Below are 25,565 nucleotides of genomic sequence, written 5' to 3' on the forward strand. Positions count from 1 at the left end.
GGCCGGCGTTCAAGACCTCGATTGTCTTGAGGGATTGCCGCGGGGTGATGCGCGCACTACAGGCAGCTTTCAGCGATTAACGGGCTTCCTTACCACCCATGCTCTCCCCCTTTGAATGGATGATTGCCAAGCGTTACCTCTGGCCCGGCAAGGGCGAGGCATTCATCGCGCTTGTCGCCGGCATATCGGTTGGCGTTGTCATGCTCTCGGTTGCGATGCTCGTCATCGTGATGAGCGTCATGAACGGCTTTCGCGGCGAATTGCTCGACAAGATCGTAGGTCTGAACGGCCATGCGGTGGTGCAGGGCTACGAAGGCCGGCTTGATGACTGGCAGAATGTCATCGCCGATATCGAACGGACCCCCGGCGTCATCGAAGCAACGCCGATGATCGAACGCCCCTTGCTGGTCAGCTACAACGGCCGGGTCGAAGCGATTTTCCTGCGCGGCCAATCCGACAAGGATGTTGCGGCGCTCGGCGAAAAGGTGATCCTGGGCGATATCGGCACGTTGCAGGACGGATTGGAACGGGTTGCGATCGGCAGCCGACTGGCACAGAACCTTGGCGTCAGGGTGGGCGACAGTATCACCATCATCAATCCGCAAGGCCGCACCACGCCTTTCGGCACCACCATTCGCCAACTGCCTTACGAAGTCGGCGCTATCTTCGAAGTGGGGATCTACACCTTCGATGAAAAGTTTGTGATGCTCCCGCTCAAGGATGCACAGACGCTGCTTCTCATGGGCGATTCGGTGGCGCAGATCGAAGTTACAGTGGATGATCCCGATCAGGTAGGTGAAATCCTGCAGCCGGTGTCCGATCGCTTGACGGGACGTGCGCTGATCGCGGACTGGAAAACAATGAATTCCGCCCTGTTCGAAGCGCTTCAGGTTGAACGCGTGGCGATGTTCTTCGCACTCAGCTTCATGGTGCTGGTGGCATCGTTCAATATTCTTTCGAGCCTTGTGATGCTGGTGCGTGCCAAGACACGCGATATTGCGATCATGCGCACGATGGGGGCCACGCGTCGTTCACTGCTCAAGATATTCGTAACCACCGGCACCACGGTCGGCGCAATCGGGACGATCGCGGGCCTGCTGCTGGGCGCGATCGTGCTGTTCTTCCGCGAACCGATCGTTGATTTCATCGCCTTTGCAACAGGGCAGGAAATCTGGGATCCCGAGGTGCGGTTCCTTTCAACGCTGCCGTCGCGGACCGATCCGTGGGAGGTGCTGGGCATCGTGCTGCTGGCGCTCACGATGAGCTTCCTTGCCACGCTTTACCCCGCGTTCAAGGCGGCGAACACGGACCCGGTGCAGGTGCTGCGGTATGAATAGTGATCTTGTTCCGGGCGCGCCGATCGTGCGGCTCAGCAACCTGCGCCGTGCGTTCGAGCAGGGTGGGCAACGTATCGAGGTGTTGCGCGGTGTCGAACTCGACATCATGCCGGGCGAAATCGTCGCGTTGCTGGGACCGTCAGGTTCGGGCAAATCGACGCTTTTGCAGGCCGTGGGTCTGCTCGAAGGCGGATTTGACGGGTCGATCAGCATTGCCGGACAACAGGCCGAGGCGCTGGCCGGTGACGACCGTACCCAGCTGCGCCGCGACCATCTGGGTTTTGTGTACCAGTTCCACCACCTCCTGCCCGATTTCAACGCGCGTGAAAACGTGGTGATGCCGCAAATGATCCGCGGCGTGGTCCGGACAGAGGCCGAAGTGCGCGCGGATAGCCTGCTGACAAGCCTTGGTCTGGCAGCGCGGCTGACCCATCGGCCCAGTCAGCTTTCGGGGGGCGAACAGCAGCGTGTGGCAGTCGCCCGCGCGCTGGCGAACCGGCCGACGCTGGTTTTGGCGGACGAGCCCACCGGCAATCTCGACGAAGCCACCGCCGATAACGTGCTTGCGGAATTTCTCGCGCTTGTCCGCGGTGAAGGCAGCGCGGCGCTGGTCGCCACGCATAACGAACGTCTTGCCGCGCGGATGGATCGCGTCGTCCGCCTGAAAGAAGGTGTCCTGCTCTAGAAAAGGAACCTTCGCCGCGTTTCACCTCTTTGATCCGGGCAAAGGAGAACTTTCATGACAGACCACCCCAGCACCTTTGGCGGCGCCACAACCCAATCGGGCGAGCTTGCCTGGGAAGACCGCGCTTCGATCGTGCCCGCCAGCCAGCAGGCGCAGGTTCCCGGTGGCGGCATTCCCCTGCTGCGCGGTTCCTTTGCAGACATGATCCGGCATATGGCCGCATTGCCTGACGACGAACGGCAGGGTTACGTGATCGCCAAGTCGGGCGACCGGGAATATACCGCGGCAGAAGCGATGGAGCTTGCCTCGCACCCCGATTTCCCGTCACACAACGAAAGCTGATGCATCAGACACAGGGGACTGCATGACCACGATTGCCGATTTCACCGTCACCACCAATCGTGGGCAGCCTCTCGATCTCAAGGACAAGCTTGGAACCGTGTTGCTGGTGGTAAACACCGCCAGCAAATGCGGTTTCACGCCGCAATATGACGGGCTCGAAAAGCTTTTTCAGCAGTACAAGGACCGCGGGTTTGAAGTGCTGGGTTTTCCCTGCAACCAGTTCGGCGGACAAGAACCGGGCAATGCCGATGAGATTGCCGAATTCTGCAAGGTCAATTTCGGTGTCACTTTTCCGTTGATGGAGAAGGTCAATGTGAACGGCAGTGACGCCTCGCCGCTGTATAATTGGATGAAGCGCGTGGCGCCGGGTCTTTTGGGGCTCAATTCGATCAAGTGGAACTTCACCAAGTTTCTGATTGGCCGCGATGGCCGGGTCGTTAAGCGCTATGCGCCGACCGATACGCCCGAACGGATTGCGCGGGACATCGAAGCGCTGCTGTAAGCTGATCCTACGTCGCGGGGGCTTGCTGCACGACGGGATGCCGGAAAAGCACGCCGCAGGTGCTTGGCGAATCTGCGCCTCGTCCGCATATCAGTGTCTATGGCCTTTGCTCCCTTTGTCCCGTTGCGCGTGCTTTCGTCCTATTCGATGCTGGAAGGGGCGATTGATCCCAAGGACATCGCCAAACTGGCCAAGGAGCGCGGCTATCCCGCGATAGCGATCTGCGACCGCAACGGATTGTATGGCATCATGGCTTTTGCCGGGGCCTGCAAAAATGAAGGTGTCCAACCGATCATCGGCGCAATGCTGGGCGTGGCGCGTAATGATGAACGCGGGACGGTCGATTACCTCGCGCTGTTTGCGCAGGATGATGCCGGGTACGACAATTTGTGCCATCTGGTATCGCGTGCGCATCTTGATCGGCCGCTTGAACGCGATCCGCATGTAACGCTTGACGATCTTGACGGCCGCACCGCCGGGCTCATCGCGTTGACCGCAGCGGGGGAGGGCGGTTTGACGCGGCTTTTGGCTGGCGGGCAGCTGGATGCGGGCAACCGCTTGGCCGACAGGTTGGAGGCGCTGTTTCCCGGGCGATTGTACATCGAACTGGCGCGGCACGGCGATCCGGTTTGCGAACAGGCCGAAGACGCGCTGATCGATCTCGCCTATGCCCGCGATCTGCCACTCATGGCGACCAACCCTGCCAATTTTGCCGAACCGCATATGCACAAGGCGCATGATGCGATGCTGTGCATTGCCAATTCGACGCAGGTGGACGCAGACGAGCGTCCGCGATCCAACCCGCAGGCTTTCGTCAAATCGGCAAGCATGATGGAAGAGGCGTTTGCCGATCTTCCCGAAGCCACCGCCAACACGCTGGTCGTTGCGCAGCGCTGCGCCTTTGCGCCGCCGTATCGCAAACCGATCCTGCCCAGTCTTGCCGGCGATCTTTCGGGCGAGGCACGGATGCTGGCCGAAGATTCGCGCAAAGGTCTGCAAGCGCGTCTGTCTGCCTATCCCGATCTTACCGAAGACCAGCGCCGCATCTATTCCGACCGGCTTGAGTTCGAGATCGACGTTATCGTCAAGATGGGTTTTCCCGGCTACTTCCTGATCGTGGCCGACTTCATCAAGTGGGCCAAGGAACAGGGCATCCCGGTGGGGCCGGGACGCGGATCGGGCGCAGGCTCGGCGGTGGCGTGGGCGTTGACGATTACCGATCTGGACCCGATCCAGTTGGGCCTGCTGTTCGAACGTTTCCTGAACCCCGAACGCGTGTCGATGCCAGACTTCGATATCGACTTCTGCGAAACACGGCGCGGTGAGGTGATCCGTTACGTCCAGCGCAAGTATGGCGGCGATCACGTTGCGCAGATCATCACCTTCGGCAAGCTGAAGGCGCGCGCGGTGCTGCGCGATTGCGGCCGCATCTTGCAGATGAGCTATGGTCAGGTTGACCGTCTGTGCAAGATGGTGCCCAACCATCCAACCGACCCCTGGCCGCTGCCGCGCGCGCTGAACGGCGCGGCCGATTTCCGGCGCGAATATGACAATGACAAGGACGTCAAACGTCTGGTCGATCTGGCGATGCAGCTTGAAGGCCTGCCGCGCAACTCGTCCACCCACGCCGCGGGCGTTGTGATCGGGGACCGTCCGCTGGCGCAGCTGGTGCCGCTGTACCGCGATCCACGTTCGGACATGCCGGTTACGCAGTTCGACATGAAATATGTCGAGAGTTCGGGGTTGGTGAAGTTCGACTTCCTCGGCCTCAAAACGCTTTCGGTGCTGAGAAAGGCGGTCGATCTGCTGGAAGCGCGGGGGATCACGATCGACCTGGGCGCGTTGCCGCTCGACGATGCCCAGGTTTACCACCTGATGCAGACAGGCAATACCGTGGGCGTTTTCCAGCTGGAATCCGAAGGGATGCGGCGCACGCTGAAAGCGGTGAAGCCAACCAACTTTGGCGACATCATCGCGCTTGTTTCGCTTTATCGGCCTGGCCCGATGGACAATATTCCGTTGTTCGGCCAGCGCAAGGCCGGGATTGTGCCGATCGAATATCCGCACGAAAAGCTGGAAGGCATTCTGGCCGAAACCTACGGCATTTTTGTCTATCAGGAACAGGTGATGCAGGCCGCGCAGGTTCTGGCGGGCTATTCGCTCGGAGACGCTGATTTGCTCCGCCGTGCGATGGGTAAGAAGGTGCAGGCCGAAATGGACGCGCAGCGCGGACGTTTCTGTGAAGGCTGCAAGACCAATTCCGGGATCGACGCCAAACGCGCCAATGAATTGTTCGACCTGATCGACAAGTTTGCAGGCTACGGTTTCAACAAATCCCACGCGGCGGCCTATGCCTTGCTCGCCTATCAGACCGGGTGGATGAAGGCCCATTACCCGGAGGAATTCTACGCTGCGTCGATGTGCTTCGATATGCACCAATCGGAAAAGCTGAACGTCTTTGTCGATGACGCGCGGCGCTACCCAGGGGGGCAGGGCGGCATTGCAGTGCTGGCGCCGTGCATCAATGCCAGCGAGGCCGAATTTACGGTCGAACAGACCGATGATGGCTATGCCGTTCGCTATGCGCTCGCGGGAATTCGCAATGTTGGCGAAAAGGCGATGGAGGCCATCGTGGCGGAACGCCAAGCCAATGGGGCATTTGCCAGCCTCAAGGATCTATTCGAACGGCTGCCCCAGGGCACGATGAACCGCCGCCAGCTTGAAGGGCTGATCTGTGCAGGCGCGTTCGATACGCTTGAGCCGAACCGTGCGCTTTTGTTCGCTAACGCCGATTTGCTGATGGCGGTGGCCGATGCCGCGATCCGCGAACGATCAAGCGGTCAGGCCGCGCTGTTCGGAGGCGATGCGGGCCCTGCCGAAGACCTGCGGCTGCAGGCCTGCGAACCGTGGAGCCGGACTGACCGAATGGCCAAGGAGCGCGAAAATTTCGGGTTCTATTTCTCCGCACACCCGGTGCATCAATACAGGGATGTCGCTTCGGCCAACGGCGCACGCACCTATCAAAGCTTGATGGAAGCGGGCGCGCCTTCGGGCGGTAAGGGGTCTGCGGTGATGGCGGTGCTGGTTGAAGGCATCACCAAGGCGCGCACCCGCAAGGGCGCAACCTTTGTGCGGGCAGATTTTTCGGACTCCTCGGGCCAGTTTTCGGCCGCTTGTTTTGAAGAAGCGCTGGTGCCGCAGTTTGAGCGCTGGGCTGCCGATGGAGAGTGCCTGCTGCTCAGCGTCGAACTGGATTCGCCCAGTGTGGATGAACCCCCGCGTCTGACCGTTCGCGGGGCACGGCCGCTGGCAGCGGTCAGCGGGGCGACGGCGATGGAGCTGACGGCGGACATCCTTTCGGTTGAGGGTTTGCGCGAATTGCAGATCGAACTTCAGACCGCGCAGGGCGAACGGCCCACAGGAACGGGCGAGGTTGTGGTGCGGTTGATGCTGGCTGATGGCGATGAGGTTCACGCCCGGTTGGGCTGCAATTTCGTGCTGAGCGGCGAACTGGCTGAACGGCTTGCCGCGGTCGAGGGGATCGACAAAGTCTCTCTGGTGCCGCTCAAGAAACGCGGCAACTTGCGATTGGTCGCCTGACCCGCACAAGCAAAAGGGGGCAGATTTCTCTGCCCCCTCGCTTGTCCGTCAAGGATTGTGACGATTACATGCCCGAACCGGGGCCGTAGGTCACTTCGACGCGGCGGTTCTGTGCTTCGCGCACACCATCGGCAGTCGGGACGCGCGGCTGGCTTTCACCAAACGCTTCACCCGAAATCTGACCCGAGGGAACACCGCGACCCGTCATATAGCTGCGCACAGCTTCGTTACGACGCTGGGCGAGGCCCATGTTGTACTGCATGCTGCCCGAGGTATCGGTGTGACCGGCAAGCATCACGCGCGCCATGCCGCAGTTGGCATAGGCGGTGACAGCGTTGTTAAGGATGGTCGACGCTTCAGGCGAGATGTCCGAACGATCGAAGTCGAAGAACACGATGTACGGACCGGTGTTGCAAGCCGGACGCGGCGGCGGCGGCGGTGCTACGACCGGCGGCGGCGGCGGGGGAGCGGTGACCGGCGCCGGGGGAGCGACAACCGGCATCGGCTCTGCGCGACCACCGAAGTTGTAGGTCAGGCTTGCCAGCACCGAGTGCGCCGAATAATCGGCTTCAAGCGAACGGCCATTGGCAGCTTCAAGATTGAAGTTGTCAGCGACGAAGTAGCGATACTTGACGCCGAGGTCGACGTTATCGGTCACAGCGAAACGCGCGCCAGCCAAAAGCTGCCAGGCGAAATCGGTTGCGCTGTCATCGATCACGGTGCCGACACCGTTGACGTTCACGGGCAGGTTCAGGTTGGCGATACCAACGCCGCCGCCGCCGAAGACCTGGAAGCCATCGTCATCGCCGAATTCAACCAGCGCATTGACCATGCCGCTCCAGATTTCGAGATCGCTTTCGTTCTGAACGCGGGTGCCCGACGGAACGGTAAGGCCGCCCGGAAGAATGCCCGAATCCAGCACGGTCAGACCTTCGTAGCCCGCACGCTTGTAGCCGCCTTCGGCTTCAAGACGGAACGCGCCGAAATCGTAACCAAGGACAACATCGGCATCGATGCCGAGGTTGGTATCAGCGAAAGCTGCGTTGGTGTTTGCGCCTTGGCCGTTGTCGAAATCGACATCGACCTGATCGTCGATGCTGACGCCGCCGTTGATGCCGATGTACGCTTGGCCGTCACGCGCGGCAGCGGGAGCGGCAACGATCATTGCGGCCCCTGCCAGAAGAAATGCTGTGGTTCTCATTATTGTGGTTCCTCGAAATTGGGTGCCCTGAAGAGGCTTAGTACCGCTCAGTGCCAGTGTTATGACACCCGGGCTCCTTGAGCAGCGGGAGGATAAAGTCTCGCTCGGGCAAGAAAGTTTCATCAAAAAAAGATAGAACGTGTTTTCGTTTGGGCGAGCCGATTGCAAAGCCTTCCGCTGCACGGCAAGAAAGCCCTGACGACGGCGCTGCGCGGTGATATGTCATAACAAAGGGAGAGATGCTTGGTATGACTGGAACCCAACTCGGAGCAATGCAGGACTGGACCATGCGCGTAACCGCCGTGATTGATCACGCGGCGCGCGAGGCACCCGACCGCGAAATCGTCAGCCGGTGGGCCAATGGCAGCGAAACGCGCACGGACTGGGCCGGTATCCGCAACGATGCCTTGAAGATGGCGCAGGCGCTGCAACGTCTGGGCATCAGACCGGGTGACAAGGTCGCCAGCCTTGCGATGAACCATGCACGCCACCTGGTCAGCTGGTATGGCGTAGCAGGCATGGGCGGGGTGCTTCACACCGTAAATCCGCGCCTGTTTGACGATCAGCTCGAATATATCATCAATCACGCCGAAGACCGGGTGCTGTGTTACGATGCAGCGTTTCAGCCGATTGTCGATCGGATGCGGTCACGCTGGCCGATGGTCGAACATTACATTTGCTACGATTTGGATGCGCAGGCGACCGCGTTCGAAGATTGGATCGGTGCTGAAACCGGTGATTTCGAATGGGTGACGGGGCCGGAAACCGACCCGTGCATGATCTGCTACACCAGCGGGACGACAGGCAATCCCAAGGGTGTGCAATACGAACACCGATCGACCGTGCTGCACGCAATGGCCGGGCTGCAACCGGCGGCGTTCAATTTTAGCGCGGCGTCAGTCATGCTGCCGGTGGTGCCGATGTTCCACGCAGCCAGCTGGGGGCTGCCCTATGCCGGTGCGATGGCGGGGATCAAGTTCGTATTTTCTGCGGTCAACGACCCGGCGGTGCTGCACGATCTGATGCTGCGCGAAGGCGTGACCGACAGCGCAGGGGTTCCGACTGTCTGGCTTGCGCATTTCCAGTACTGCGATCGCGAAAAGCTGGATCTGCCGCCGCTGAAGGCTGCGACGATCGGCGGATCGGCAGCGCCGCGTTTCATGATCGAACGGCTTTTGAAAAACGGCACCCGCGTTCAGCACGCCTGGGGGATGACCGAAACATCGCCCATCGGCACGGTTGGCGGGCCAACATGGGACTGGGATAGCCTAACGCTGGAACAGAAGGTCGAAAAGACCGCCATGCAGGGACGTCCGATCTTTGGCGTGCAACTGCGCACGGTTGATCTGGATGACATGGCTACCGAACTTCCGCGCGACGGCAAAACCAGCGGAGCGCTGCAAATTCGCGGGCCTTGGGTGATCAAGCGGTACTTCAAGGCGGAACAGGACGCGGTCGGGAACGATGGCTGGTTCGACACCGGCGATGTCGGCATCCTTCACCCCGATGGCACGCTGCAATTGACCGATCGGACCAAGGACGTGATCAAGTCCGGCGGCGAATGGATCAGCTCGGTCGAACTGGAAAATGCTGCCGCTGGGCACCCTGGTATCGCCGAGGCCGCCTGCATCGGGGTCGCGCATCCCAAATGGGATGAACGCCCGGTGCTGTTCGTGGTAAGGAAGGAAAATGCAGAGCTGACAGCAGATGATGTCATCTCGCATCTGACACCGATCGTGGCAAAGTGGTGGCTGCCTGACGCGGTCGAATTCGTTGACGATATTCCCCACACCGCCACAGGCAAGATCAGCAAGAAAGACCTGCGCGATCGGTTTGCGGATTATACGCTGACGGAGTGAGCCGATGACCTGCGAAACCTACATCGATCCTTCGCCAGCCAACTTCGCGGCGTTCAAGGACTTGCCGCGCGATCAGCCGATCGACATGCTCAATCTGCTGTTATATCGCGATCGGGCGGCTTATCCCGACGGACACGAACACGCGGGCAAAGGGTGGAGCGGCAGACGTGCCTATCAAGAATATGGTAAGACCAGCGGTCCCATCTTCAGCCGCGTTGGCGGCAGCATCCTGTGGCGCGGCAGCTTTCAGACAGTGGTGACTGGTCCAGAAGGCGAACGCTGGCACGATGGCTTTATCGCGCACTATCCCAACGCAGGCGCATTCTTCGAAATGATCAAGGATCCAGATTATCAGAAAGCCGTGGTCAACCGCACAGCCGCGCTGGTGGACAGCCGGTTGGTGCGTTTTCAGCCTGGCGAAACCGGGGCGGCGTTCGGTTAGGCTAAATCAAGCGCAGCTGCCCGTCCACTTCGGGCGCCCTGAACCGCGAGCAGTCCAGTTCGAACCGCGTTTTGCCGATCCCGGCGCGCCTGCACGCCAGTTTGAAACGCGCCCTTATAAGGTCGGCCCACACGCCTTGCGGATTGAAGCGGCTGTGGAAATTGGGATCATTGTCCCGTCCGCCGCGCATCTCCCGAACGATGCTCATAACCTTGCCCGCGCGATCAGGGTAGTGGACGGCAAGCCATTCGCGGAATAGCGGGGCGACTTCATGGGGGAGGCGCAGGGGTATCCAGTTCACGCTTTGCACCCCTGACTGCGCAACCAAGGATACGATGTCTTCGATGACATCATCAGTGATCGCCGGGATGATCGGCGAGATCGAGCAATGCACCGGCACCCCTATCTCTGCCAGCTTGCCAAGGGCTGTAACCCGTCTGGCAGGCGCCGCACACCGCGGTTCAAGTTTGCCCGAAAGCACGGGATCAAGGCTCGTCACCGAAATTGCCACCGCGACCAGTTTCTGCCGCGCCAGTTCGATCAGCAGGTCGGCGTCATGAAGCACCCTGTCGGATTTCGTAGTGATAGTGACAGGGTGGCGGGCTTCTAGACAAACTTCGAGAATTGCGCGGGTGATGCGGTAATCGCGTTCGATCGGTTGATAGGGATCGGTGTTGGTCCCCAGCGCAATGGGCTTGGGCACATAGCCACGCTTTGCCAGAGTGGCGCGCAGCAGCTTTGCTGCGTCGGGTTTGGCAAACAGTCTGGTTTCAAAATCCAGTCCGGGGGACAGGTCGTGATAGGCATGGGTAGGCCGCGCAAAGCAATACACGCAGCCATGTTCACAACCACGGTAAGCGTTGATCGACCGATCAAACGGCACATCGGGCGATTGGTTGAAGGTGAGGATCGATTTGGGTCGCTCCTCGATCACCGTGGTGCGAAGCTTTATCGGCGGCCCATCGAGCGTTTCGACATGGTCGCGCCAATCCCCGTCCACTTCTCGTGCGGCAAGACCGAAGCGGGAAGAAACGTCCGCCGATTGTGCGCCGCGGCCTTTGATGGGTGAATGTTTCACGTGAAACATTTAGGGAACAAAAGCGATTCTGCAAAGGCAGATCGTTGATTAGATCTCGCGCAGTCGGGGCATTAGCTCCACAAAGTTGCAAGGGCGGTTTCGGCTGTCGAGCTGCTCTGCCAGAATGCCGTCCCACCCGTCCTTTACCGCTCCGTTCGATCCGGGAAGCGCAAAGATGTAGGTGCCGCGGGCCACGACAGCACAGGCCCGCGATTGCACCGTGCTGGTACCGATGGTCTTGTAGCTCAGCCAGCGAAACAATTCGCCAAAGCCGGGGATGTCGCGCGCGTCTGCAACCATCGCCAGCGCTTCAGGAGTCACGTCGCGCCCTGTCAGGCCGGTCCCGCCGGTGCTGATGATGGCATCAATTGCCGGATCCTTGATCCAGTTATCAAATTGCGCGGCCAAGGTTGCGGCATCATCTTTCACAATCATGCGCGCTGCCAGATTATGCCCAGCACGCTTGACGCGGTCGGCCAGAAGATCACCCGATGTATCGGTATCGGGGGTGCGTGTGTCCGATACCGTGAGGATCGCGATATTGATCGGTGTGAAGGCGCGGGTTTCGTCAATAGCCACTGCGGTGCGCCTCCTTAAGGCTCCAGTCGGGCCGAACGGGTGTTCTTCACCGCGCGCGGAAATTCCGGCCAGCGTCCTTGTGCAAGCGCACGGCGGCTGGGCGACGGGGTGCCCGCGGCGCGTTCATACATCCAGTAGTTGCGCATCACGATCGCGACATAGCCGCGGGTTTCCCAGTAAGGGATCGATTCCATCCATAGCAGCGGATCGTTCTGATCGTTAATTTCGAAATTCCAGCGTCCGATCGGGGTGAGGCCAGCGTTGTAGGCCGCCATGATCTTGGGCAACGCGCCGCCCGTAGCAGGGTGATCGCGCAGCATTTCGAGATGCCGTTGCCCATAGGCAAGGTTCACCTGCGGATCGTTCAGATCTTCGTAGCTGGCGCCAAGGCTCAGGCGGAAGGAATGATCGCGCGCGGTTGCGGGCATTATTTGCATCAGCCCGCGGGCGTTCGCAGGGCTGACGGCCGAGGCGCGGAAATTCGATTCCTGCAAGGCATGGGCAAAGGCCAGCGCCGGATCGACCTGCCAACCGCCAACCGGCTGCCAGTGCGCCACCGGGAACCTGAGCGATGGATCGCTGCTGGTGCCGTAAGGCGCGTTGTGGGCCATGAACAACTGCGTCGCCGGCATCCCCAATTCGCGGGCGAGGCGGGCAAGTGATGCGTATTGGTATGCCGGCCCGATCCGTGCTTCATGCCTCAGCACTTCATCGGCGAGTGATGGCCGCCCGATCTCGGTCAGTGCAGCGGCGACCCGAATGTTGGGCCGCTGCGCCAGTGTGGCCCAATCGTCACCGGTGAAGGCCTGAGGCGGCGCATGATGCGGAAGCTCTATGCCCAACTGATCGGCAGCGAGCATTCCGTAGAGTGTTTCGTGGAATTGCGCGGCGGCAGACAGGTGCTGCTGTGCCCGTTCCGGTTCGCGGCAGCGCACCAGCGACCGGTGCGCCCAGTAATGACCCGCCGCAGCCAGTTCGACGTTTGACGCCCGGCCCGCAACCCGCGCAAAGGCTTCGGCCGACAATTGGCAGTATCCCATCCGCCATGACGCAAGCCCTTCAACCCATGCGCCTTCGGCCACCCATTCGCCCGTACCTTCGGATACCGTCCGGGCCAGTTCGAGCGCGGCATTATCGTTGTTTTCGATGTAGTGGCTCCACGCCACCCGCTCGCGCCATTCGGCCCGCGCGTCGCCGGACAACATCGGATCGATTTCGGCGAGCAGCCGCTGGGCCTCGCCTGGATTGTCGGCCTTGATCGCTTCAAGGATGGCGGTTGCGGTGATGTCGGGCATGGTGCCGTCGGCCACGGATCGCGGCAGGATCCGTTTGGGAGCATAGGGTTGCCGCGCAAATCCCTGTTCGCTGGGAAGTGGCGGGAGGTAGGTCACACCCCGCTTGGCACCCATGCGCGCAATCTGTTCAGCTTGCGGCAGATCGGTCCCCGCTGCGAACCAGGCAGCAATCTGCTCGGCTGAAACCTTGGGGCTGTTGGCATGGGTATAATATTCGGCGCGCGCTGTCTGGGTCAGCAGTCCATCGGGTCGCTGAGCGAGCAGATTCTCCACCGCGTCCCATTGTTCGGTGTCAATCGCGGCAAACAGCACGCGGTAATGGGCGCGCTCTTCCGCGGTCAGCACAGGCGCAATGCGGTTTTGTTCAGATAGCGAAGCGTCATCCCAACGTGCGACCATATCGCTCGATTGCGCCAGCACAGGCGCGGGCAGGGCAATGACCGCGAGCGTCACGGCGCACATCGCTCGCAAGCGAAGTTTCATTGTGAGGGCCACCATTCGATCCATCTCCGCCAGAACCGGGCTTTCAGCCGGGGCATTTCCATCAGGGCGTCAAGCGTTTCGCTGGACATTACCGGCACCTTGCCACCGGCTTGGTTGATTTCGCGTAAAGGCTCTTCGGGTGTACCGCCCAGCATCGGCGCAAGCCCGGTGCCCAGCACAAGCACGCGGGCCGGGCGAACAAGGCTGATATGATGCGCGGTCACCGCGTCCATCCCGCTGGCCGCCAGCGTTGCCAGATCGGCCATTGGCGTATGGCACGGCAGCGCTGCCCCGATATAAACGGCGCTGTCATCCAACCCCATTGCCGCAAGCATGTTCGTCAGCAGCCGGCCTTGGGCGCCCGAAAGCAAGGTTTCGTGATCGGTGTCTTCGGGCTGCGGCACCAGCACCATCAAGGCCGGCTGGGTATCGCCACGGGGCAAAATCCGCGGATAGGCGCGCGCTGTGTCGATCCCCGGCGCTGTCATCCACCATTCGCGAAACGCGGCAAGATCCTGCGGCGGCGATTCGCCCAGCAAATCGCGGCGCAGCGTTGCAGAAGGCGATGACGGCGCGGCGGTACGATCCTTCGCGACGGCCAATCCTGCACCGCCTGCCCGCGTCTTGTTCCGCGCCGACGCACCGTTTCCGGGGGTGTCGGAAGCCTGCGCCCCAGGCTCCGGGGCCAACCACGCCGTAGCGTCATCGCTGTAATCGTGATCCACCCCTGCCGCCTGCCACCAGGCAAGCGCGGCTTCAAATTCGTGCACCAGAGAAGGTTCGGGTCGGCTCATTGGGGGGTCATGCTATCCAACGCGGGTCTTGACTGTCCCTGAGGGTGTTAGCAAGTGGGCATGAAAGGCATATCGCCAGTCTGTGCGTCGCGCGCGCCCAAACCAACAAGGATCAGAAGCCCCATGAGCGAACGTGAATCAATGCCCTGCGATGTCGTGATCGTCGGCGGCGGGGTTGCGGGTCTTGCCGCGGCGATCAGGCTCAAGCAGGTCAACGCCGAACTTGAAGTGATCGTGCTGGAAAAGGGCTCGGAGATTGGCGCGCACATCCTGTCGGGCGCGGTGGTTGATCCCAAGGCACTTGATGAGCTGCTGCCTGAATGGCGTGACATGAACTGCCCGATGGCGGAAACCCCGGTCACGGACAACTGGCACTGGGTGCTGTCCAAGACCGGCAAGTCTTCAATGCCGCACGCGATCATGCCGCCGCTGATGAGCAACAAGGGCTGCTACACCGGCAGCCTCGGCAATCTGACGCGCTGGCTGGGCGAACAGGCCGAAGGGCTGGGCGTGATGGTGTTCCCCGGCTTCCCTGCTGCTGAAGTCATGTTCGACGAGGAAGGGCGCGTTGCCGGTGTCATCACGCAGGACATGGGCGTTGCCGCCGATGGCAGCCACAAGGGCGATTACCAGCCCGGCATGGAAATCCACGCCAAATACACGCTGTTTGCTGAAGGCGCGCGCGGCAACCTTACCAAGCAGTTGAAGAAGCGCTTCGATCTCGAAGCGAACTGCCAGCCGCAGGTCTATGGCCTTGGCATAAAGGAATTGTGGGACATCGATCCCAAGAAGCACAAGCCGGGCCGCGTGATCCACACGCAGGGCTGGCCGCTGACCGAAAGCGAAAGCTGGGGCGGGGGCTTCCTCTACCATCAGGCCAATGGTCAGGTGGCGTTGGGCTTCGTGACCGCGCTCGATTACAAGAACCCCTGGGTATCGCCCTATCAGGAATTCCAGCGCTGGAAGCAGCACCCCGCGATCCGCGAATATCTCGAAGGCGGCAAGCGGGTGAGCTACGGCGCGCGGGCGATCAATGAAGGCGGGTGGCAGTCCGTGCCCAAGCTCGCCTTCCCCGGCGGCGCGCTGATCGGCTGCGCGGCAGGCTTCGTAAACGTACCGCGCATCAAGGGCAGCCACACCGCGATGAAGAGCGGGATGCTGGCGGCTGAGAGCATCGCGGCGGCGGTGGCTGCGGGTCAGGAAAAGACCGAGCTGATGGATTATGACGCGGCGGTGCGTTCGAGCTGGATCGCGGACGAGCTCAAGGTCGTCCAGAACGCCGAACCCGCAGTCGCCAAGTTCGGCGGCGATATCGGCACGGTGCTGGCGGGCATCGACATGTGGATGCGGACATTGAAAATCGGCCTGCCGATCTCGATGAAGCACCACCGCGATTACGAGCAAACGGGCCGCGCAGATCTCTACAAGAAGATCGACTACCCCAAGCCCGATGGTGTGATCACTTTCGACAAGCTCACCAACGTTGCCTACAGCTACACCAACCACGCCGAAGACCAGCCCTGCCACCTGCAGGTGAAGGATTGGGAACTGCAAAAGGAAAGCGAGCTAGCGGTCTATGGCGGCCCCTCGACCCGCTATTGCCCGGCCGGGGTGTATGAATGGCTGGTCGACGAAAAGACCGGTGAGCCCAGGTTCCAGATCAACTCGCAGAACTGCGTCCACTGCAAGACCTGCGACATCAAGGACCCCAACCAGAACATCAACTGGGTGACGCCGGAAGGCGGCGGCGGGCCGAACTATCCGAATATGTGAGGCCCGATGATGCTGAAATCAGCGGCGCGGACCGATACGAAGGCAGCGAGAATTGCATCGCTGCTGTTGGTCCCGGCCCTGATTTCAGCATTTCTGGTGGCTGTCGTGTCCTACGCGATCATCGAAAGTCGCTTTCGTGAGCATGTGGTTAGCCATGGCCAGTCGGGATCAGCGATCGTTACCGAGTCCTTCGAGGGGCTGAGATATTGCACCTTCAGCTATCAATTCGCCTATAGGGGCGAGGTGTTTGAAGGGGGTACGGGGGGATGCCCGTTGGTCCGGACCCATCCGGTCGGCAGCACGGTTGAAATCCGGTTTCTTGAAGACGACCCGCACAAGTCCTTCCCGGTTGGGGGAGAGCTGTGGCCAAGTTGGCTGGTCGTGCTGGTTCTTCTGGGTATCCCCATCCTGCTGATGCTCGGCACAGCACTCCAGTACCATGTGTTGGGAGATCGGCAGCGCTTACGCCGATCTCGCCATCGTGCATGAGGATAAACGAATGCGCGAAACCGCCTATGCCAAGATCAACCTCGCCTTGCATGTTCGCAGACGGCGCGAGGACGGGTATCACGAACTCGAAACCCTGTTCGCCTTCGTCGATGCGGGCGACGTGCTGACGGCGAAGCCGGCTGCGCAGGACATCGTCACCACGCTGGGTGAGTTTGCGGGCGGGCTGGACAATCCCTTCGACAATCTTGTGGCTCGCGCGCTGACCGCACTGCCGCGACCGCAAGGGCTCGCCGTGACGCTGGAGAAGAACCTCCCCGTCGCTGCTGGCCTTGGCGGCGGCTCGGCGGATGCAGGCGCGGTCTTCCGGATGGTCGAGGCGCTGCACGGCCTGCCCGATGACTGGCAGGCGCGCGCGGCGAAGCTCGGCGCGGATGTGCCCGCCTGCGTGCTGAGCCGCACCCATATCGGGCTGGGCACCGGCACCGAGCAGCGTGAAGTCGAGGACGACCTCGCCGGAACCCCGGTGTTGCTGGTCAACCCGCGCGTACCGCTCAGCACCGGCCCGGTGTTCAAGGCGTGGGATGGCGAGGACAGGGGGGCGCTGCCCGAAGGCCCCGCCAGTCGGATCGCAAGGGAAGGGCGCAACGACCTCGAGGCTCCTGCCATCGCACTGTGCCCGGTGATCGCCGAGGTGCTGGCGGCGCTGGCACAGACCAACCCGTGGCTCGCCCGCATGTCCGGCTCGGGTGCGACATGCTTTGCGCTCTACGACATTCCCGAAGCCCGCGACGCCGCGGCGGCGGCCATGCCGAAGGACTGGTGGACGATGGCGGGGCGGCTGCGGTGAGCGAAGCTTTCCGCCAGATCGGCACGCCCGCGCGTGGCGGGATCGTCTGCACCGCCGACCACGCCAGCAACGCCGTGCCCGCCGACATCGACCTCGGCATCCCCCAACACCTGCTGCACGAACACATCGCCATCGATATAGGCACCGCCGCGATCGCCGAACGGCTCGCGCAAGACCACGCCATCCCCGCGCATATCGCCGCCGTCAGCCGTCTAGTGTGCGACCTCAATCGCGACGAAACGGCCCCCGGCCTTGTCCCGGAGAGAAGCGACGGTCACCCGATCCCCGGCAATGTCGGCGTGGACCGCGAGGAACGCCTCGCCCGCTTCCACCGCCCGTACCACACCGAACTGGCCGACTGGCTTGATGACGCAGAACCGGCACTGATCCTGTCACTGCACAGTTTCACCCCGCACCTCGCCAGCCGCGACGAACCGCGTCCGTGGGAGGTCGGCGTTCTCTACAATCAGGACGACCGCGCCGCCCGGATCGCAATCCCGCTGCTGGCGGCCGAAGGGCTGAATGTCGGCGACAATCTTCCCTATTCCGGGCGCGATCTCAATTATACGATGAACCGCCACGCCGAGGTGCACGGGCGCCCCTATCTTGGCGTCGAACTGCGTCAAGATCTTGTCCAGACGCCCGAAAGCCATGATCGCTGGGCGGGATTGTTGGCGAAAATTGCGCAAAGGGTTGCGTCAGCGCTCACCTGAAGGCAGGGGGCGTTTCACAAATCGCCCTCAGCAGGAAATCTTATGTCGTCCAGGTTTGACAAGTCCAAACTTCCCAGCCGCCATGTTTCGGTCGGGCCGGAGCGCGCGCCGCATCGCTCCTACTATTACGCGATGGGCATGACTGAGGACGAAATCGCCGCGCCCTTCGTCGGCGTGGTCAGCGCGGGAAATGATTCTGCGCCTTGCAACACCACCTTGAACGCACAAGCCGATATCTGTCGCGAAGGCGTGATTGCGGGCGGCGGCACCCCGCGCCGGTTCAACACGATCACCGTGACCGACGGTATCGCGATGGGCCATCAAGGGATGAAGTCGTCGCTCATCAGTCGCGAAGTCATTGCGGATTCAGTTGAGCTTTCGGTGCGAGGTCATTGTTATGACGCGCTTGTTGGATTTGCGGGTTGTGACAAAAGCCTTCCTGGCATGATGATGGCGATGCTGCGGCTCAATGTACCCAGCATATTTGTTTACGGCGGTTCAATTCTTCCCGGCACGCACCGCGGCGCGGATGTGACCGTGGTGGACGTCTTCGAAGCGGTGGGTCAATATGCCGCCGGCAATTGTCCGTTGCAGGAGCTGATTGCTCTCGAAAAGGTCGCCTGCCCCGGGCACGGTGCTTGTGGGGGTCAGTTCACCGCCAACACCATGGCTTGTGTTGGCGAGGCGATCGGATTGTCCTTGCCGAACAGCAATATGGCCCCTGCGCCTTACAGATCGCGTGACGACATTGCGGTTGCGGCAGGCCGCCAGGTGATGGAACTGGTCGCTCGCAATTTGCGCCCGCGCGATATTTGCACCCGAGCCGCGTTCGAAAATGCGGCGCGGGTGGTGGCTGCGACCGGTGGTTCCACCAACGCCGCGCTTCACTTGCCAGCGATGGCGAACGAAGCGGGGATTGCTTTCGATCTGTTTGATGTGGCCGAGATCTTCAAATCAACGCCTTATATTGCGGACCTGAAACCTGGTGGCAAATATGTGGCCAAGGATATGCATGATGCGGGCGGGGTCTACATGGCGATGAAAACGCTGCTCGATGGCGGTTTCATTGATCCCAACCCGATCACCGTCACAGGCAAGACCATCGGCGAAAACCTTGAAGAGATCACCTGGAACCCTGATCAAAAAGTTTTCTATGACGTGAAAAACCCGATCACGCCAACTGGCGGTGTCGTGGGCCTCAAAGGCTCGCTCGCTCCCGAGGGCGCAATCGTGAAGGTCGCCGGCATGGCGCGGCTGCAGTTTTCCGGCCCAGCGCGGGTGTTCGATTGCGAAGAGGACGCGTTTGCCGCGGTGGAGCGCCGCGATATCGCCGAAGGCTGCGTGATCGTGATCCGTTACGAAGGCCCCAAGGGCGGCCCCGGCATGCGCGAGATGCTTTCGACCACCGCCGCATTGTACGGGCTGGGCATGGGCGAAAAAGTCGCGCTGATTACCGATGGTCGCTTCTCAGGCGCGACCCGCGGTTTCTGCATCGGCCACGTCTGCCCCGAAGCTGCCGACGGCGGACCGATTGCGCTGGTTGAGGATGGCGACATTATCAGTATCGATGCGGAAACCGGTTCGATCGAACTTGAAGTAGTTGAAGACGTCTTGGACGCACGGCGCGCAAATTGGCAACCGCGGGTCAACAACTACCAATCTGGTGCGCTCTGGCGTTACAGTCAGGTTGTGGGCCTTGCGCGGTATGGCGCCATTACCCATCCCGGCGCACGATCGGAGACCCATGTTTTTGCGGATATCTAGCCCATTGGTGGCGATTGCGGTCCTGGCAGCTTGCTCCCAGACCGAAAGCCCGCCGCCGCCCGGAGAACCGATCGCCTGTGCCATCGGGGCAGGGGCCGAACTTTCCGCAGTCTGCACACTGGAGACCGTAGAAGGTGATGGCGTATTCCTGATTCATCACCCCGACGGCGGGTTTCGCCGATTCCGGATGATTGATGGCGTTATCGTTACAAACGACGGCGCAGGCAGAGCTGCTGCGCAAGAGCCTGATGCTTCGGGGAAGGTTGAAATCGCGGTCGATGGCGATCGCTACCTTGTACCACTCGGCGGCGGGTATCGTCGCTGATCAATGTTGGGCGACCAGGTTCTTACCGTTGCACAAATGCGGGATGCCGAACAGGCACTGTTCGACAACGGAACTTCGGTCGATGCGTTGATGGAGAAGGCCGCCGGCCGGGCCGCAGAATGGATCCGGCGGATCGCCGCCAGACGCGCTGTGACGGTGCTGTGTGGCCCCGGCAATAACGGCGGCGATGGATTTGTTATTGCGAGGATTTTGCGTAACTCGGGCAATCTGGTAACAGTCATCGCGCCACTTGCGTCCACCACCGATGCGGCGCAGCGCGCGCGCCAGCGATGGGGTTCGGATATCGGCATTGCGGGTGACGCATCGGGCGATGTCTTTGTCGATTGTCTGTTTGGTTCTGGGCTAACACGACCGTTGGTGAACGACCATGTGTTGATGCTGCGCGATCTGGCGGCGCGGCATCGGCTGCGCGTCGCGATCGATCTGCCTTCCGGGATTGCCAGCGATACCGGCGCGGTGCTGAACGAGCAATTACCCGCCTATGACCTGACACTGGCGCTGGGGGCGTGGAAATTTGCACATTGGAGCCTGCCAGGCCGCGGATTGATGGGGCAGATGCGGCGCATCGCCATTGGCATCGGCGAGCTATCCGAAGCGGCTCGGATGGTGGCACGTCCTGTTATCGCCCCGCCGGACGCCGAAAGTCACAAATATCGCCGGGGCTTGCTGGCTGTCGTCGCCGGGGCGATGCCGGGGGCAACCCTTCTGGCCGCCGCTGCCGCGCAGCGTTCCGGAGCAGGCTATGTCAAACTGCTTACCGCGCAGAGCGATCCGCGCACGCCTGTCGATATCGTAGCCGACGATACGCCTTTGCCCGAAGCACTGGGTGACAATCGGATTGCAGCGGTTCTCATCGGTCCTGGATTGGGCCGTGATGACCGGGCTACGGCGCTCCTCGCCGATACGGTGATGCACGCGCCAGCATTGCTTTTAGATGCGGATGCCTTGACCTTGCTTCGCCCTGCCATGCTTGGCCGCGAAGTGCCTCTGCTGGCCACCCCGCACGATGGGGAACTTGAAACGCTTTGCGACAGCTTTGGCATCAACGCCAAAAGTCGCCGGGATCGGGCGCGGGCGCTGGCACGGGAAAGCGGAATGGTGATTCTGGCCAAAGGGCCGGACACCATCGTCGCAGCGCCTGATGGGCGCCTCGCACTTGCGCCGCCCGCACCAAGTTGGCTTTCAGTCGCCGGAACAGGCGATGTTCTGGCAGGCATTGCTGCGAGCCGAATGGCGACCGGTGTATGTCCTTTTGATGCCGCTTGCGAAGCCGTTTGGCTGCATGGCGAGGCGGCGCGGCGGGCTGGGCCCGCTTTCACATCGTCGCAGCTTGCCGAAAGGGTGTCCGAGGCGCTAGCAGCCGCGTTGTGACCCATGATCCAACGCTCAGCGAACCCATCATCCGCCTCGCCGCCCAGGGAGACGGGATAACCGCGTCCGGCCGGCATTTCGCCGAAGGTGTACCGGGAGACACGGTGGACGCTGCTGGAACGATCACACCGGGTCCGCATCATATTCAACCCGTATGCCGCCACTTTCATGTCTGTGGTGGTTGCCAGTTGCAGCATGTCGATGATGCTGCGCTATCGGATTTTGTTCGGGACAGGGTGGTGAACGCGGCAAGGGGCCAGGGGATAGAAGCAGAAGAACTGCTGGCGACCTACCTGTCCCCGCCACATACTCGGCGCCGTGCGGGGCTGCACGGTCTGCGTACAGCCAAAGGCGCTGTGCTGGGATATCGGGAGGGCGGATCGCACCGGGTGGTGGATCTGTCCGAATGTCCGGTCCTGCATACCCGTCTCACTGCGCTGATCGCACCTTTGCGGCGTTTTGTCGGCTCCCATGGGCCAAAAGCGATGGTCGGGATCGATCTGACGCTCGCCGACCAAGGCGTGGAGGTAAACTTGGTCCACTTTCCGCTAGATGGACTGGGCCCGACCGAAGCCGCGCTCGATTTCGCACGGGAGCATGGTCTTGCCAGGCTGACTGTAGATCAGGGATACGGCGCCGAGACGATGTGGGAGCCTGAGCCGGCGACCGTGACGCTGGACGGCGTGGTCGTGGTATTGCCGCCCGGCGCCTTTCTTCAGGCGACCGAAGATGCACAAGATATCATGACCGCCGATGCCCGTGAATGTCTTGGAGACGCCCGGATCGTTGCGGATCTGTTTGCGGGTCTGGGCACCTTTGCGTTTGCGCTGCGCCGGGATCGAAAGGTGCTGGCGGTCGAGGCTGAACGTGCTGCCCATCTGGCGTGCAAGACTGCCGGCGCGCAGTCAGGCGGCACAGTGCTCGCGCTGCACCGCGATCTGTTCCGCAGCCCGCTCGATTCCGCAGAATTGAGCCGGTTCGACGGCATCGTTCTGGACCCGCCGCGTGCAGGAGCGCGGGCCCAGATCGCGCAAATTGCCGCCAGTAGCGCCGCCCGCGTAGTCTATATCAGCTGCAATCCATCAAGCTGGGCCCGCGATGCTGCGGTCATGATAGAAGCAGGTTTCCGGCTCGTAAAATTGCGGCCCGTTGGCCAGTTCCGCTGGTCGACGCACGTGGAATTGGTCAGTTATTTCGAACGTTAAGTGCGCAAGCTCGCCAAAAGTTGAGCATACAACCAGTCGCGGTGGACAGGGTCGACATAGGAATGGCCTGCGCCCTCACAGCGCGAAATCCGCGGGTCGGCAGCGTCCCAGCTGGCTTCGAACACCTGTGCGGTGCGATCTGCGGTCGCCAGCAGGATGCGCACCGAGCCGGTAAAGCCTGTCAGTCCGGCGGCCATGTCCTGCGCAAGATCAGTCACGGGCGCCGACGGCTGCAACGCCGTGCGTATCCCGCGGACCAATTTGCCTAAGTTGACCCCCCCGCTTACCAATCTGATGATTTCACGTGGATTTTTTAGCTTGCTAAGGTAGCGCGCTCGGATTGCGGCCGGAGGCGGCATGTTGCTGGTGGCATTCTCGCTCTGATCCGGCTCTATCGTCCAGGGGTTCGACAGAACCAGTCCATCGCAGCCAGAGCCGCCTGTCAACATCAACGCAGATGCCGCGTCGCAATTGCCGAAGGCGACAACCCGCGACATTTGCGGTGCCATGGCCCGGAAGGCACCCAACGCGCTGGATATGTCTTTCGCACTATGACGAAATCCGCGATTCTCGCCCTCGCTGTCGCCGATTCCTCGGCGGTCGAAACGGAAAACGGGAAAGCCGGCTTGCGCAATTCGTGCTGCAATCTGGGCTTGTCCACCAAACGCGCCAGAGCGAATTTCATTACCTCCGCTGACGATAAGCATGCCGGTTCGCCCGGGGGCGGTGTCAAGCGTGCCGACAAGCTTCAGGCTGCCGCAGCCAAAGGTGTGTGACAGCCGCGTCATTCTGCGGCTTCTGCGATATCGCTGGCAATGATCCGGGCAAGCTGATCTGCTTGACCAGGATGCTCATCAGGCTCGGCACGCAGCCAGAGACCTGCACCGCTGACGGCGGATTGGGCAATATCGGTTTGTCCCGCTGATCGTATGGGTTCCGCAGTTTCCAACGAACGGATCAGCTCAGCCCCGATCGACCAGCCACCAAGAAACAGCCCCGTTTGCCGCCCGGTTTCAAGGATGTCGTCCGAAGTTTCGGTGATACCTGCTTCGCGTGCTGCAATGATGCGCGCGCGGACCATGCCGCGCAGCAGTTTTGGGCCTGATTGGGCCGCATAAAACCACCCGGGCAGAAAAGTCGGTGCCAGTAACGCGCCTGCGCGGATGGTCAGAACATGCGTCGCCCCCAATGTCTCTGCTGCGGCAACTGTTGCTGCCTGCCAGCTTTCGAGAGTCTGACTTTCCAGCGGAGCCAAGCTTTCATTGCAGCCAGGCAAATCGGGCAGAAAGCTGTCGATCCCGGCGGCATCCAACCGCCTCATGACTTCCACTGTAAGGCGCCGCAGTTTGTTTGCTTCGTCAAACCATGCCGGGCAGACCAACACCCGGGACGCACGGTTGCGGTCGAAGGCCAGCACCTGTTCTTCGGCAGGCGGGCCGTCCGCAAATGCGGGGCATTTCCATGTGTCAATCACGCGATGGATGCTCTGGCAAAGGCCAAGGTGAGCCTAGCGGTCCATCATCTTGGCGCGCGCAAAAGCCAACAAACCGCCATAGGTTTCCAGCATTTCCCCATCGACATCGTCATCCTCGATCACGATACCGAGGCGATCTTCCATTTCAGTGAGCAGGCCGGCGACCGCCATCGAGTCCAGCTCAGGCAAATGGCCAAACAGTCCTGACTCCGGACCAAATGCCGCCGCTTGTTCAGGATCGAGCCCGAGCACATCAGCGATGAGCGCCTTCAGTTCGGTATCAAGCGCTGCTTCGCCAGCTTCGCTTTCGATGTTCGGCAACGTGGTCATTTATGCCCAAATCCCTGTGTTCGGCCTTGGCGTAGTTGGCCTCGGCGGCGGGGCTTAGCCATGCACGGGGCGCGGTGCAAGCGCTGCTGCCCCTGCGCCGCGCCTCAAGGCTTGCTGCGGCGAAGCATCTGCCTGACCAATGGTGGCCAACTTTTCGGGTGCGCCGGATCGAGACAATCGATCCGGAACCGCGGCCGCACATCTTCCATCCAATCGGCTTTGTAGGGCTGATCGCCCGTGCCAAAGTCGACGAGTTCGACGCGGTCGATGTCGATCACATGCCGAAACAATGCGGCGGTCAGGGTTGTGCCAGCCGACAGCGCCTTGTGGCTTTCGAGATGTGCCAGCTTGTGAATGTAAGCGGTTGAATTTTCAACGGTCCAGCATTGCGCTGCAACAGCAGTTCCGGCGGCGCGCGCAATCCCTAGCCGCAGGCGGCCAGCAGCCCCTTCAGCCATGGCAAAGGCGCGTAACATCGCGGGTTGATCTTCAGCAGGTTTCCAGCTTGCAGCATAGATCGCTTCGTAAGCCGCCCACGCCGCAGCGTCGAAGTGGGTAAGCACCTCGACATCGACTTTCTTGGCCTTGCGCTTGAACGTTGTGCGCAGGGGGCCGGGGCGGCTTTCCCAATATTTGTCAAAGCTGCGACCCCCTACCGGCAGAATGTGATTGATGTCGCAGGGTTCGAGTATGACATGCCAACCGGCTGCCCGAAATAGCCGTGCCAGACGTGCGGCCGATCCGTCTTCCCCCGGAACAGGTTCGAGCGTGACCCGGTAACTGCGGGCCTTCAACTGCTGCGCAATTGCTTCGAGCAGGCGGTCACCGGGTGGACCTGCCATGGCGTATTCGCGCCATGTAAAGCTGTACCAGTTCCGCAAAGGCGTGATTCGCCCACCATTTTCTGTCAGGGCAAGCGCGGCCGCGTTGTCGCCATCGCTTGCAACCGCGATGAGCGGCGCAAGTCCGGTTTCGGCTATCAAGGCAAACCATTCGGCACGATCAAACGGCGCGAGGGTTCCCCGGGCTGTTCCGCCCGCGTTCAACGCTTGCAAGACGTTAACGCTATCGTGATACCGCGTTTCGATCACTTGA

General features: G+C 61.4%; 24 protein-coding genes. 15 read left to right on the forward strand and 9 right to left on the reverse strand.

Annotated features, from left to right (window positions below):
* Positions 1 to 98 precede the first annotated feature (98 nt).
* From SJY33_RS03670 to dnaE, 5 genes are all read left to right on the forward strand, one after another.
* Positions 99 to 1,337 (forward strand): lipoprotein-releasing ABC transporter permease subunit, encoded by a 1,239-nt coding sequence (locus SJY33_RS03670; RefSeq protein WP_379921210.1) that lies wholly within the window; start codon positions 99 to 101, stop codon positions 1,335 to 1,337.
* The gene (locus SJY33_RS03675) at positions 1,330 to 2,022 is read left to right on the forward strand and encodes an ABC transporter ATP-binding protein (protein WP_379921211.1); all 693 of its coding nucleotides are present in this window, start codon (positions 1,330 to 1,332) and stop codon (positions 2,020 to 2,022) included. The genes SJY33_RS03670 and SJY33_RS03675 overlap by 8 nt, the downstream gene beginning before the upstream one ends.
* 54 nt (positions 2,023 to 2,076) lie before the next feature.
* A complete protein-coding gene (locus SJY33_RS03680) occupies positions 2,077 to 2,364 on the forward strand; it encodes a hypothetical protein (RefSeq protein WP_379921212.1) in 288 nt (95 codons plus the stop codon).
* Between the two features lie 22 nt (positions 2,365 to 2,386).
* Positions 2,387 to 2,866: a glutathione peroxidase gene (locus SJY33_RS03685; RefSeq protein ID WP_379921213.1), complete on the forward strand. Its 480-nt coding sequence runs from the start codon at positions 2,387 to 2,389 to the stop codon at positions 2,864 to 2,866.
* A gap of 99 nt (positions 2,867 to 2,965) precedes the next feature.
* Complete coding sequence (dnaE, locus tag SJY33_RS03690; RefSeq protein WP_379921214.1) at positions 2,966 to 6,466, forward strand: DNA polymerase III subunit alpha; 3,501 nt, start codon at positions 2,966 to 2,968, stop codon at positions 6,464 to 6,466.
* A 64-nt stretch (positions 6,467 to 6,530) separates the two neighbouring features.
* Here the strand turns inward: dnaE and SJY33_RS03695 are convergent, their stop codons facing one another.
* Positions 6,531 to 7,667, reverse strand: coding sequence for an OmpA family protein (locus SJY33_RS03695; RefSeq protein ID WP_379921215.1), 1,137 nt, complete (start codon positions 7,665 to 7,667; stop codon positions 6,531 to 6,533).
* 248 nt (positions 7,668 to 7,915) lie between these two features.
* Between SJY33_RS03695 and SJY33_RS03700 the strand changes: the two genes are divergently transcribed.
* On the forward strand, positions 7,916 to 9,526 hold the full coding sequence (locus SJY33_RS03700; RefSeq protein ID WP_379921216.1) for a long-chain fatty acid--CoA ligase: 1,611 nt from the start codon (positions 7,916 to 7,918) through the stop codon (positions 9,524 to 9,526).
* A 4-nt stretch (positions 9,527 to 9,530) separates the two neighbouring features.
* Complete coding sequence (locus SJY33_RS03705) at positions 9,531 to 9,968, forward strand: DUF1330 domain-containing protein (protein ID WP_379921217.1); 438 nt, start codon at positions 9,531 to 9,533, stop codon at positions 9,966 to 9,968.
* Position 9,969: 1 nt separating this feature from the next.
* Here the strand turns inward: SJY33_RS03705 and SJY33_RS03710 are convergent, their stop codons facing one another.
* From SJY33_RS03710 to SJY33_RS03725, 4 genes are read right to left on the reverse strand one after another with little or no spacing between them, the layout of a single operon-like run.
* The gene (locus tag SJY33_RS03710) at positions 9,970 to 11,055 is read right to left on the reverse strand and encodes a PA0069 family radical SAM protein (RefSeq protein ID WP_379921218.1); all 1,086 of its coding nucleotides are present in this window, start codon (positions 11,053 to 11,055) and stop codon (positions 9,970 to 9,972) included.
* 39 nt (positions 11,056 to 11,094) lie between these two features.
* Positions 11,095 to 11,625, reverse strand: a complete 531-nt coding sequence (gene moaB / locus SJY33_RS03715; RefSeq protein WP_379921219.1) for a molybdenum cofactor biosynthesis protein B — start codon at positions 11,623 to 11,625, stop codon at positions 11,095 to 11,097.
* A 14-nt stretch (positions 11,626 to 11,639) separates the two neighbouring features.
* On the reverse strand, positions 11,640 to 13,403 hold the full coding sequence (locus tag SJY33_RS03720) for a lytic transglycosylase domain-containing protein (protein WP_379921220.1): 1,764 nt from the start codon (positions 13,401 to 13,403) through the stop codon (positions 11,640 to 11,642).
* Positions 13,400 to 14,197: a uracil-DNA glycosylase family protein gene (locus tag SJY33_RS03725; protein WP_379921221.1), complete on the reverse strand. Its 798-nt coding sequence runs from the start codon at positions 14,195 to 14,197 to the stop codon at positions 13,400 to 13,402. Before SJY33_RS03725 ends, SJY33_RS03720 begins: the two co-directional genes overlap by 4 nt.
* A gap of 123 nt (positions 14,198 to 14,320) precedes the next feature.
* On the opposite strand from SJY33_RS03725, the gene SJY33_RS03730 reads away from it, so the two are divergent.
* The 8 genes from SJY33_RS03730 to SJY33_RS03765 are packed head-to-tail and all read left to right on the forward strand — an operon-like array spanning position 14,321 to position 22,666.
* Positions 14,321 to 15,970 (forward strand): electron transfer flavoprotein-ubiquinone oxidoreductase, encoded by a 1,650-nt coding sequence (locus SJY33_RS03730; protein ID WP_379921222.1) that lies wholly within the window; start codon positions 14,321 to 14,323, stop codon positions 15,968 to 15,970.
* Positions 15,971 to 15,976: 6 nt separating this feature from the next.
* Positions 15,977 to 16,459, forward strand: a complete 483-nt coding sequence (locus SJY33_RS03735) for a DUF3592 domain-containing protein (protein WP_379921223.1) — start codon at positions 15,977 to 15,979, stop codon at positions 16,457 to 16,459.
* A gap of 10 nt (positions 16,460 to 16,469) precedes the next feature.
* Positions 16,470 to 17,267: a 4-(cytidine 5'-diphospho)-2-C-methyl-D-erythritol kinase gene (locus SJY33_RS03740; RefSeq protein WP_379923511.1), complete on the forward strand. Its 798-nt coding sequence runs from the start codon at positions 16,470 to 16,472 to the stop codon at positions 17,265 to 17,267.
* A complete protein-coding gene (locus tag SJY33_RS03745) occupies positions 17,264 to 17,980 on the forward strand; it encodes an N-formylglutamate amidohydrolase (protein ID WP_379921225.1) in 717 nt (238 codons plus the stop codon). Before SJY33_RS03740 ends, SJY33_RS03745 begins: the two co-directional genes overlap by 4 nt.
* Before the next feature lie 42 nt (positions 17,981 to 18,022).
* Positions 18,023 to 19,744, forward strand: coding sequence for a dihydroxy-acid dehydratase (gene ilvD, locus SJY33_RS03750; protein ID WP_379921226.1), 1,722 nt, complete (start codon positions 18,023 to 18,025; stop codon positions 19,742 to 19,744).
* A 7-nt stretch (positions 19,745 to 19,751) separates the two neighbouring features.
* Complete coding sequence (locus tag SJY33_RS03755; RefSeq protein WP_379921228.1) at positions 19,752 to 20,069, forward strand: hypothetical protein; 318 nt, start codon at positions 19,752 to 19,754, stop codon at positions 20,067 to 20,069.
* A gap of 3 nt (positions 20,070 to 20,072) precedes the next feature.
* The gene (locus tag SJY33_RS03760; RefSeq protein ID WP_379921229.1) at positions 20,073 to 21,461 is read left to right on the forward strand and encodes an NAD(P)H-hydrate dehydratase; all 1,389 of its coding nucleotides are present in this window, start codon (positions 20,073 to 20,075) and stop codon (positions 21,459 to 21,461) included.
* Entirely contained in the window at positions 21,458 to 22,666 is a 1,209-nt protein-coding gene (locus SJY33_RS03765) for a class I SAM-dependent RNA methyltransferase (RefSeq protein ID WP_379921230.1), read from the forward strand. The genes SJY33_RS03760 and SJY33_RS03765 overlap by 4 nt, the downstream gene beginning before the upstream one ends.
* On the opposite strand, the gene SJY33_RS03770 is transcribed toward SJY33_RS03765, so the two are convergent.
* From SJY33_RS03770 to SJY33_RS03785, 4 genes are all read right to left on the reverse strand, one after another.
* Complete coding sequence (locus SJY33_RS03770) at positions 22,663 to 23,454, reverse strand: hydrolase 1, exosortase A system-associated (RefSeq protein WP_379921232.1); 792 nt, start codon at positions 23,452 to 23,454, stop codon at positions 22,663 to 22,665. The genes SJY33_RS03765 and SJY33_RS03770 overlap by 4 nt on opposite strands.
* On the reverse strand, positions 23,451 to 24,140 hold the full coding sequence (locus SJY33_RS03775) for a hypothetical protein (protein ID WP_379921233.1): 690 nt from the start codon (positions 24,138 to 24,140) through the stop codon (positions 23,451 to 23,453). The genes SJY33_RS03770 and SJY33_RS03775 overlap by 4 nt, the downstream gene beginning before the upstream one ends.
* Before the next feature lie 33 nt (positions 24,141 to 24,173).
* Positions 24,174 to 24,470, reverse strand: coding sequence for an acyl carrier protein (locus SJY33_RS03780; RefSeq protein ID WP_379921234.1), 297 nt, complete (start codon positions 24,468 to 24,470; stop codon positions 24,174 to 24,176).
* A 104-nt stretch (positions 24,471 to 24,574) separates the two neighbouring features.
* Positions 24,575 to 25,561: a GNAT family N-acetyltransferase gene (locus SJY33_RS03785; protein ID WP_379921235.1), complete on the reverse strand. Its 987-nt coding sequence runs from the start codon at positions 25,559 to 25,561 to the stop codon at positions 24,575 to 24,577.
* Between the last annotated feature and the right edge of the window lie 4 nt (positions 25,562 to 25,565).

This window comes from Erythrobacter sp. R86502 (assembly GCF_042466465.1).
GTDB lineage: Bacteria > Pseudomonadota > Alphaproteobacteria > Sphingomonadales > Sphingomonadaceae > Erythrobacter.

What these genes read in the sequence shown, in the direction of transcription:
- SJY33_RS03780 (WP_379921234.1), bottom strand. Translation starts at nt 24,470, where the DNA reads ATGACCACGTTGCCGAACATCGAAAGCGAAGCTGGCGAAGCAGCGCTT.
- SJY33_RS03700 (WP_379921216.1), top strand. Translation starts at nt 7,916, where the DNA reads ATGACTGGAACCCAACTCGGAGCAATGCAGGACTGGACCATGCGCGTA.
- SJY33_RS03685 (WP_379921213.1), top strand. Translation starts at nt 2,387, where the DNA reads ATGACCACGATTGCCGATTTCACCGTCACCACCAATCGTGGGCAGCCT.
- dnaE (WP_379921214.1), top strand. Translation starts at nt 2,966, where the DNA reads ATGGCCTTTGCTCCCTTTGTCCCGTTGCGCGTGCTTTCGTCCTATTCG.
- SJY33_RS03705 (WP_379921217.1), top strand. Translation starts at nt 9,531, where the DNA reads ATGACCTGCGAAACCTACATCGATCCTTCGCCAGCCAACTTCGCGGCG.
- SJY33_RS03770 (WP_379921232.1), bottom strand. Translation starts at nt 23,454, where the DNA reads ATGACGCGGCTGTCACACACCTTTGGCTGCGGCAGCCTGAAGCTTGTC.
- ilvD (WP_379921226.1), top strand. Translation starts at nt 18,023, where the DNA reads ATGTCGTCCAGGTTTGACAAGTCCAAACTTCCCAGCCGCCATGTTTCG.
- SJY33_RS03695 (WP_379921215.1), bottom strand. Translation starts at nt 7,667, where the DNA reads ATGAGAACCACAGCATTTCTTCTGGCAGGGGCCGCAATGATCGTTGCC.
- SJY33_RS03710 (WP_379921218.1), bottom strand. Translation starts at nt 11,055, where the DNA reads ATGTTTCACGTGAAACATTCACCCATCAAAGGCCGCGGCGCACAATCG.
- SJY33_RS03760 (WP_379921229.1), top strand. Translation starts at nt 20,073, where the DNA reads ATGTTGGGCGACCAGGTTCTTACCGTTGCACAAATGCGGGATGCCGAA.
- SJY33_RS03730 (WP_379921222.1), top strand. Translation starts at nt 14,321, where the DNA reads ATGAGCGAACGTGAATCAATGCCCTGCGATGTCGTGATCGTCGGCGGC.
- SJY33_RS03675 (WP_379921211.1), top strand. Translation starts at nt 1,330, where the DNA reads ATGAATAGTGATCTTGTTCCGGGCGCGCCGATCGTGCGGCTCAGCAAC.
- SJY33_RS03735 (WP_379921223.1), top strand. Translation starts at nt 15,977, where the DNA reads ATGATGCTGAAATCAGCGGCGCGGACCGATACGAAGGCAGCGAGAATT.
- SJY33_RS03725 (WP_379921221.1), bottom strand. Translation starts at nt 14,197, where the DNA reads ATGAGCCGACCCGAACCTTCTCTGGTGCACGAATTTGAAGCCGCGCTT.
- SJY33_RS03680 (WP_379921212.1), top strand. Translation starts at nt 2,077, where the DNA reads ATGACAGACCACCCCAGCACCTTTGGCGGCGCCACAACCCAATCGGGC.
- SJY33_RS03670 (WP_379921210.1), top strand. Translation starts at nt 99, where the DNA reads ATGCTCTCCCCCTTTGAATGGATGATTGCCAAGCGTTACCTCTGGCCC.
- SJY33_RS03720 (WP_379921220.1), bottom strand. Translation starts at nt 13,403, where the DNA reads ATGAAACTTCGCTTGCGAGCGATGTGCGCCGTGACGCTCGCGGTCATT.
- SJY33_RS03740 (WP_379923511.1), top strand. Translation starts at nt 16,470, where the DNA reads ATGCGCGAAACCGCCTATGCCAAGATCAACCTCGCCTTGCATGTTCGC.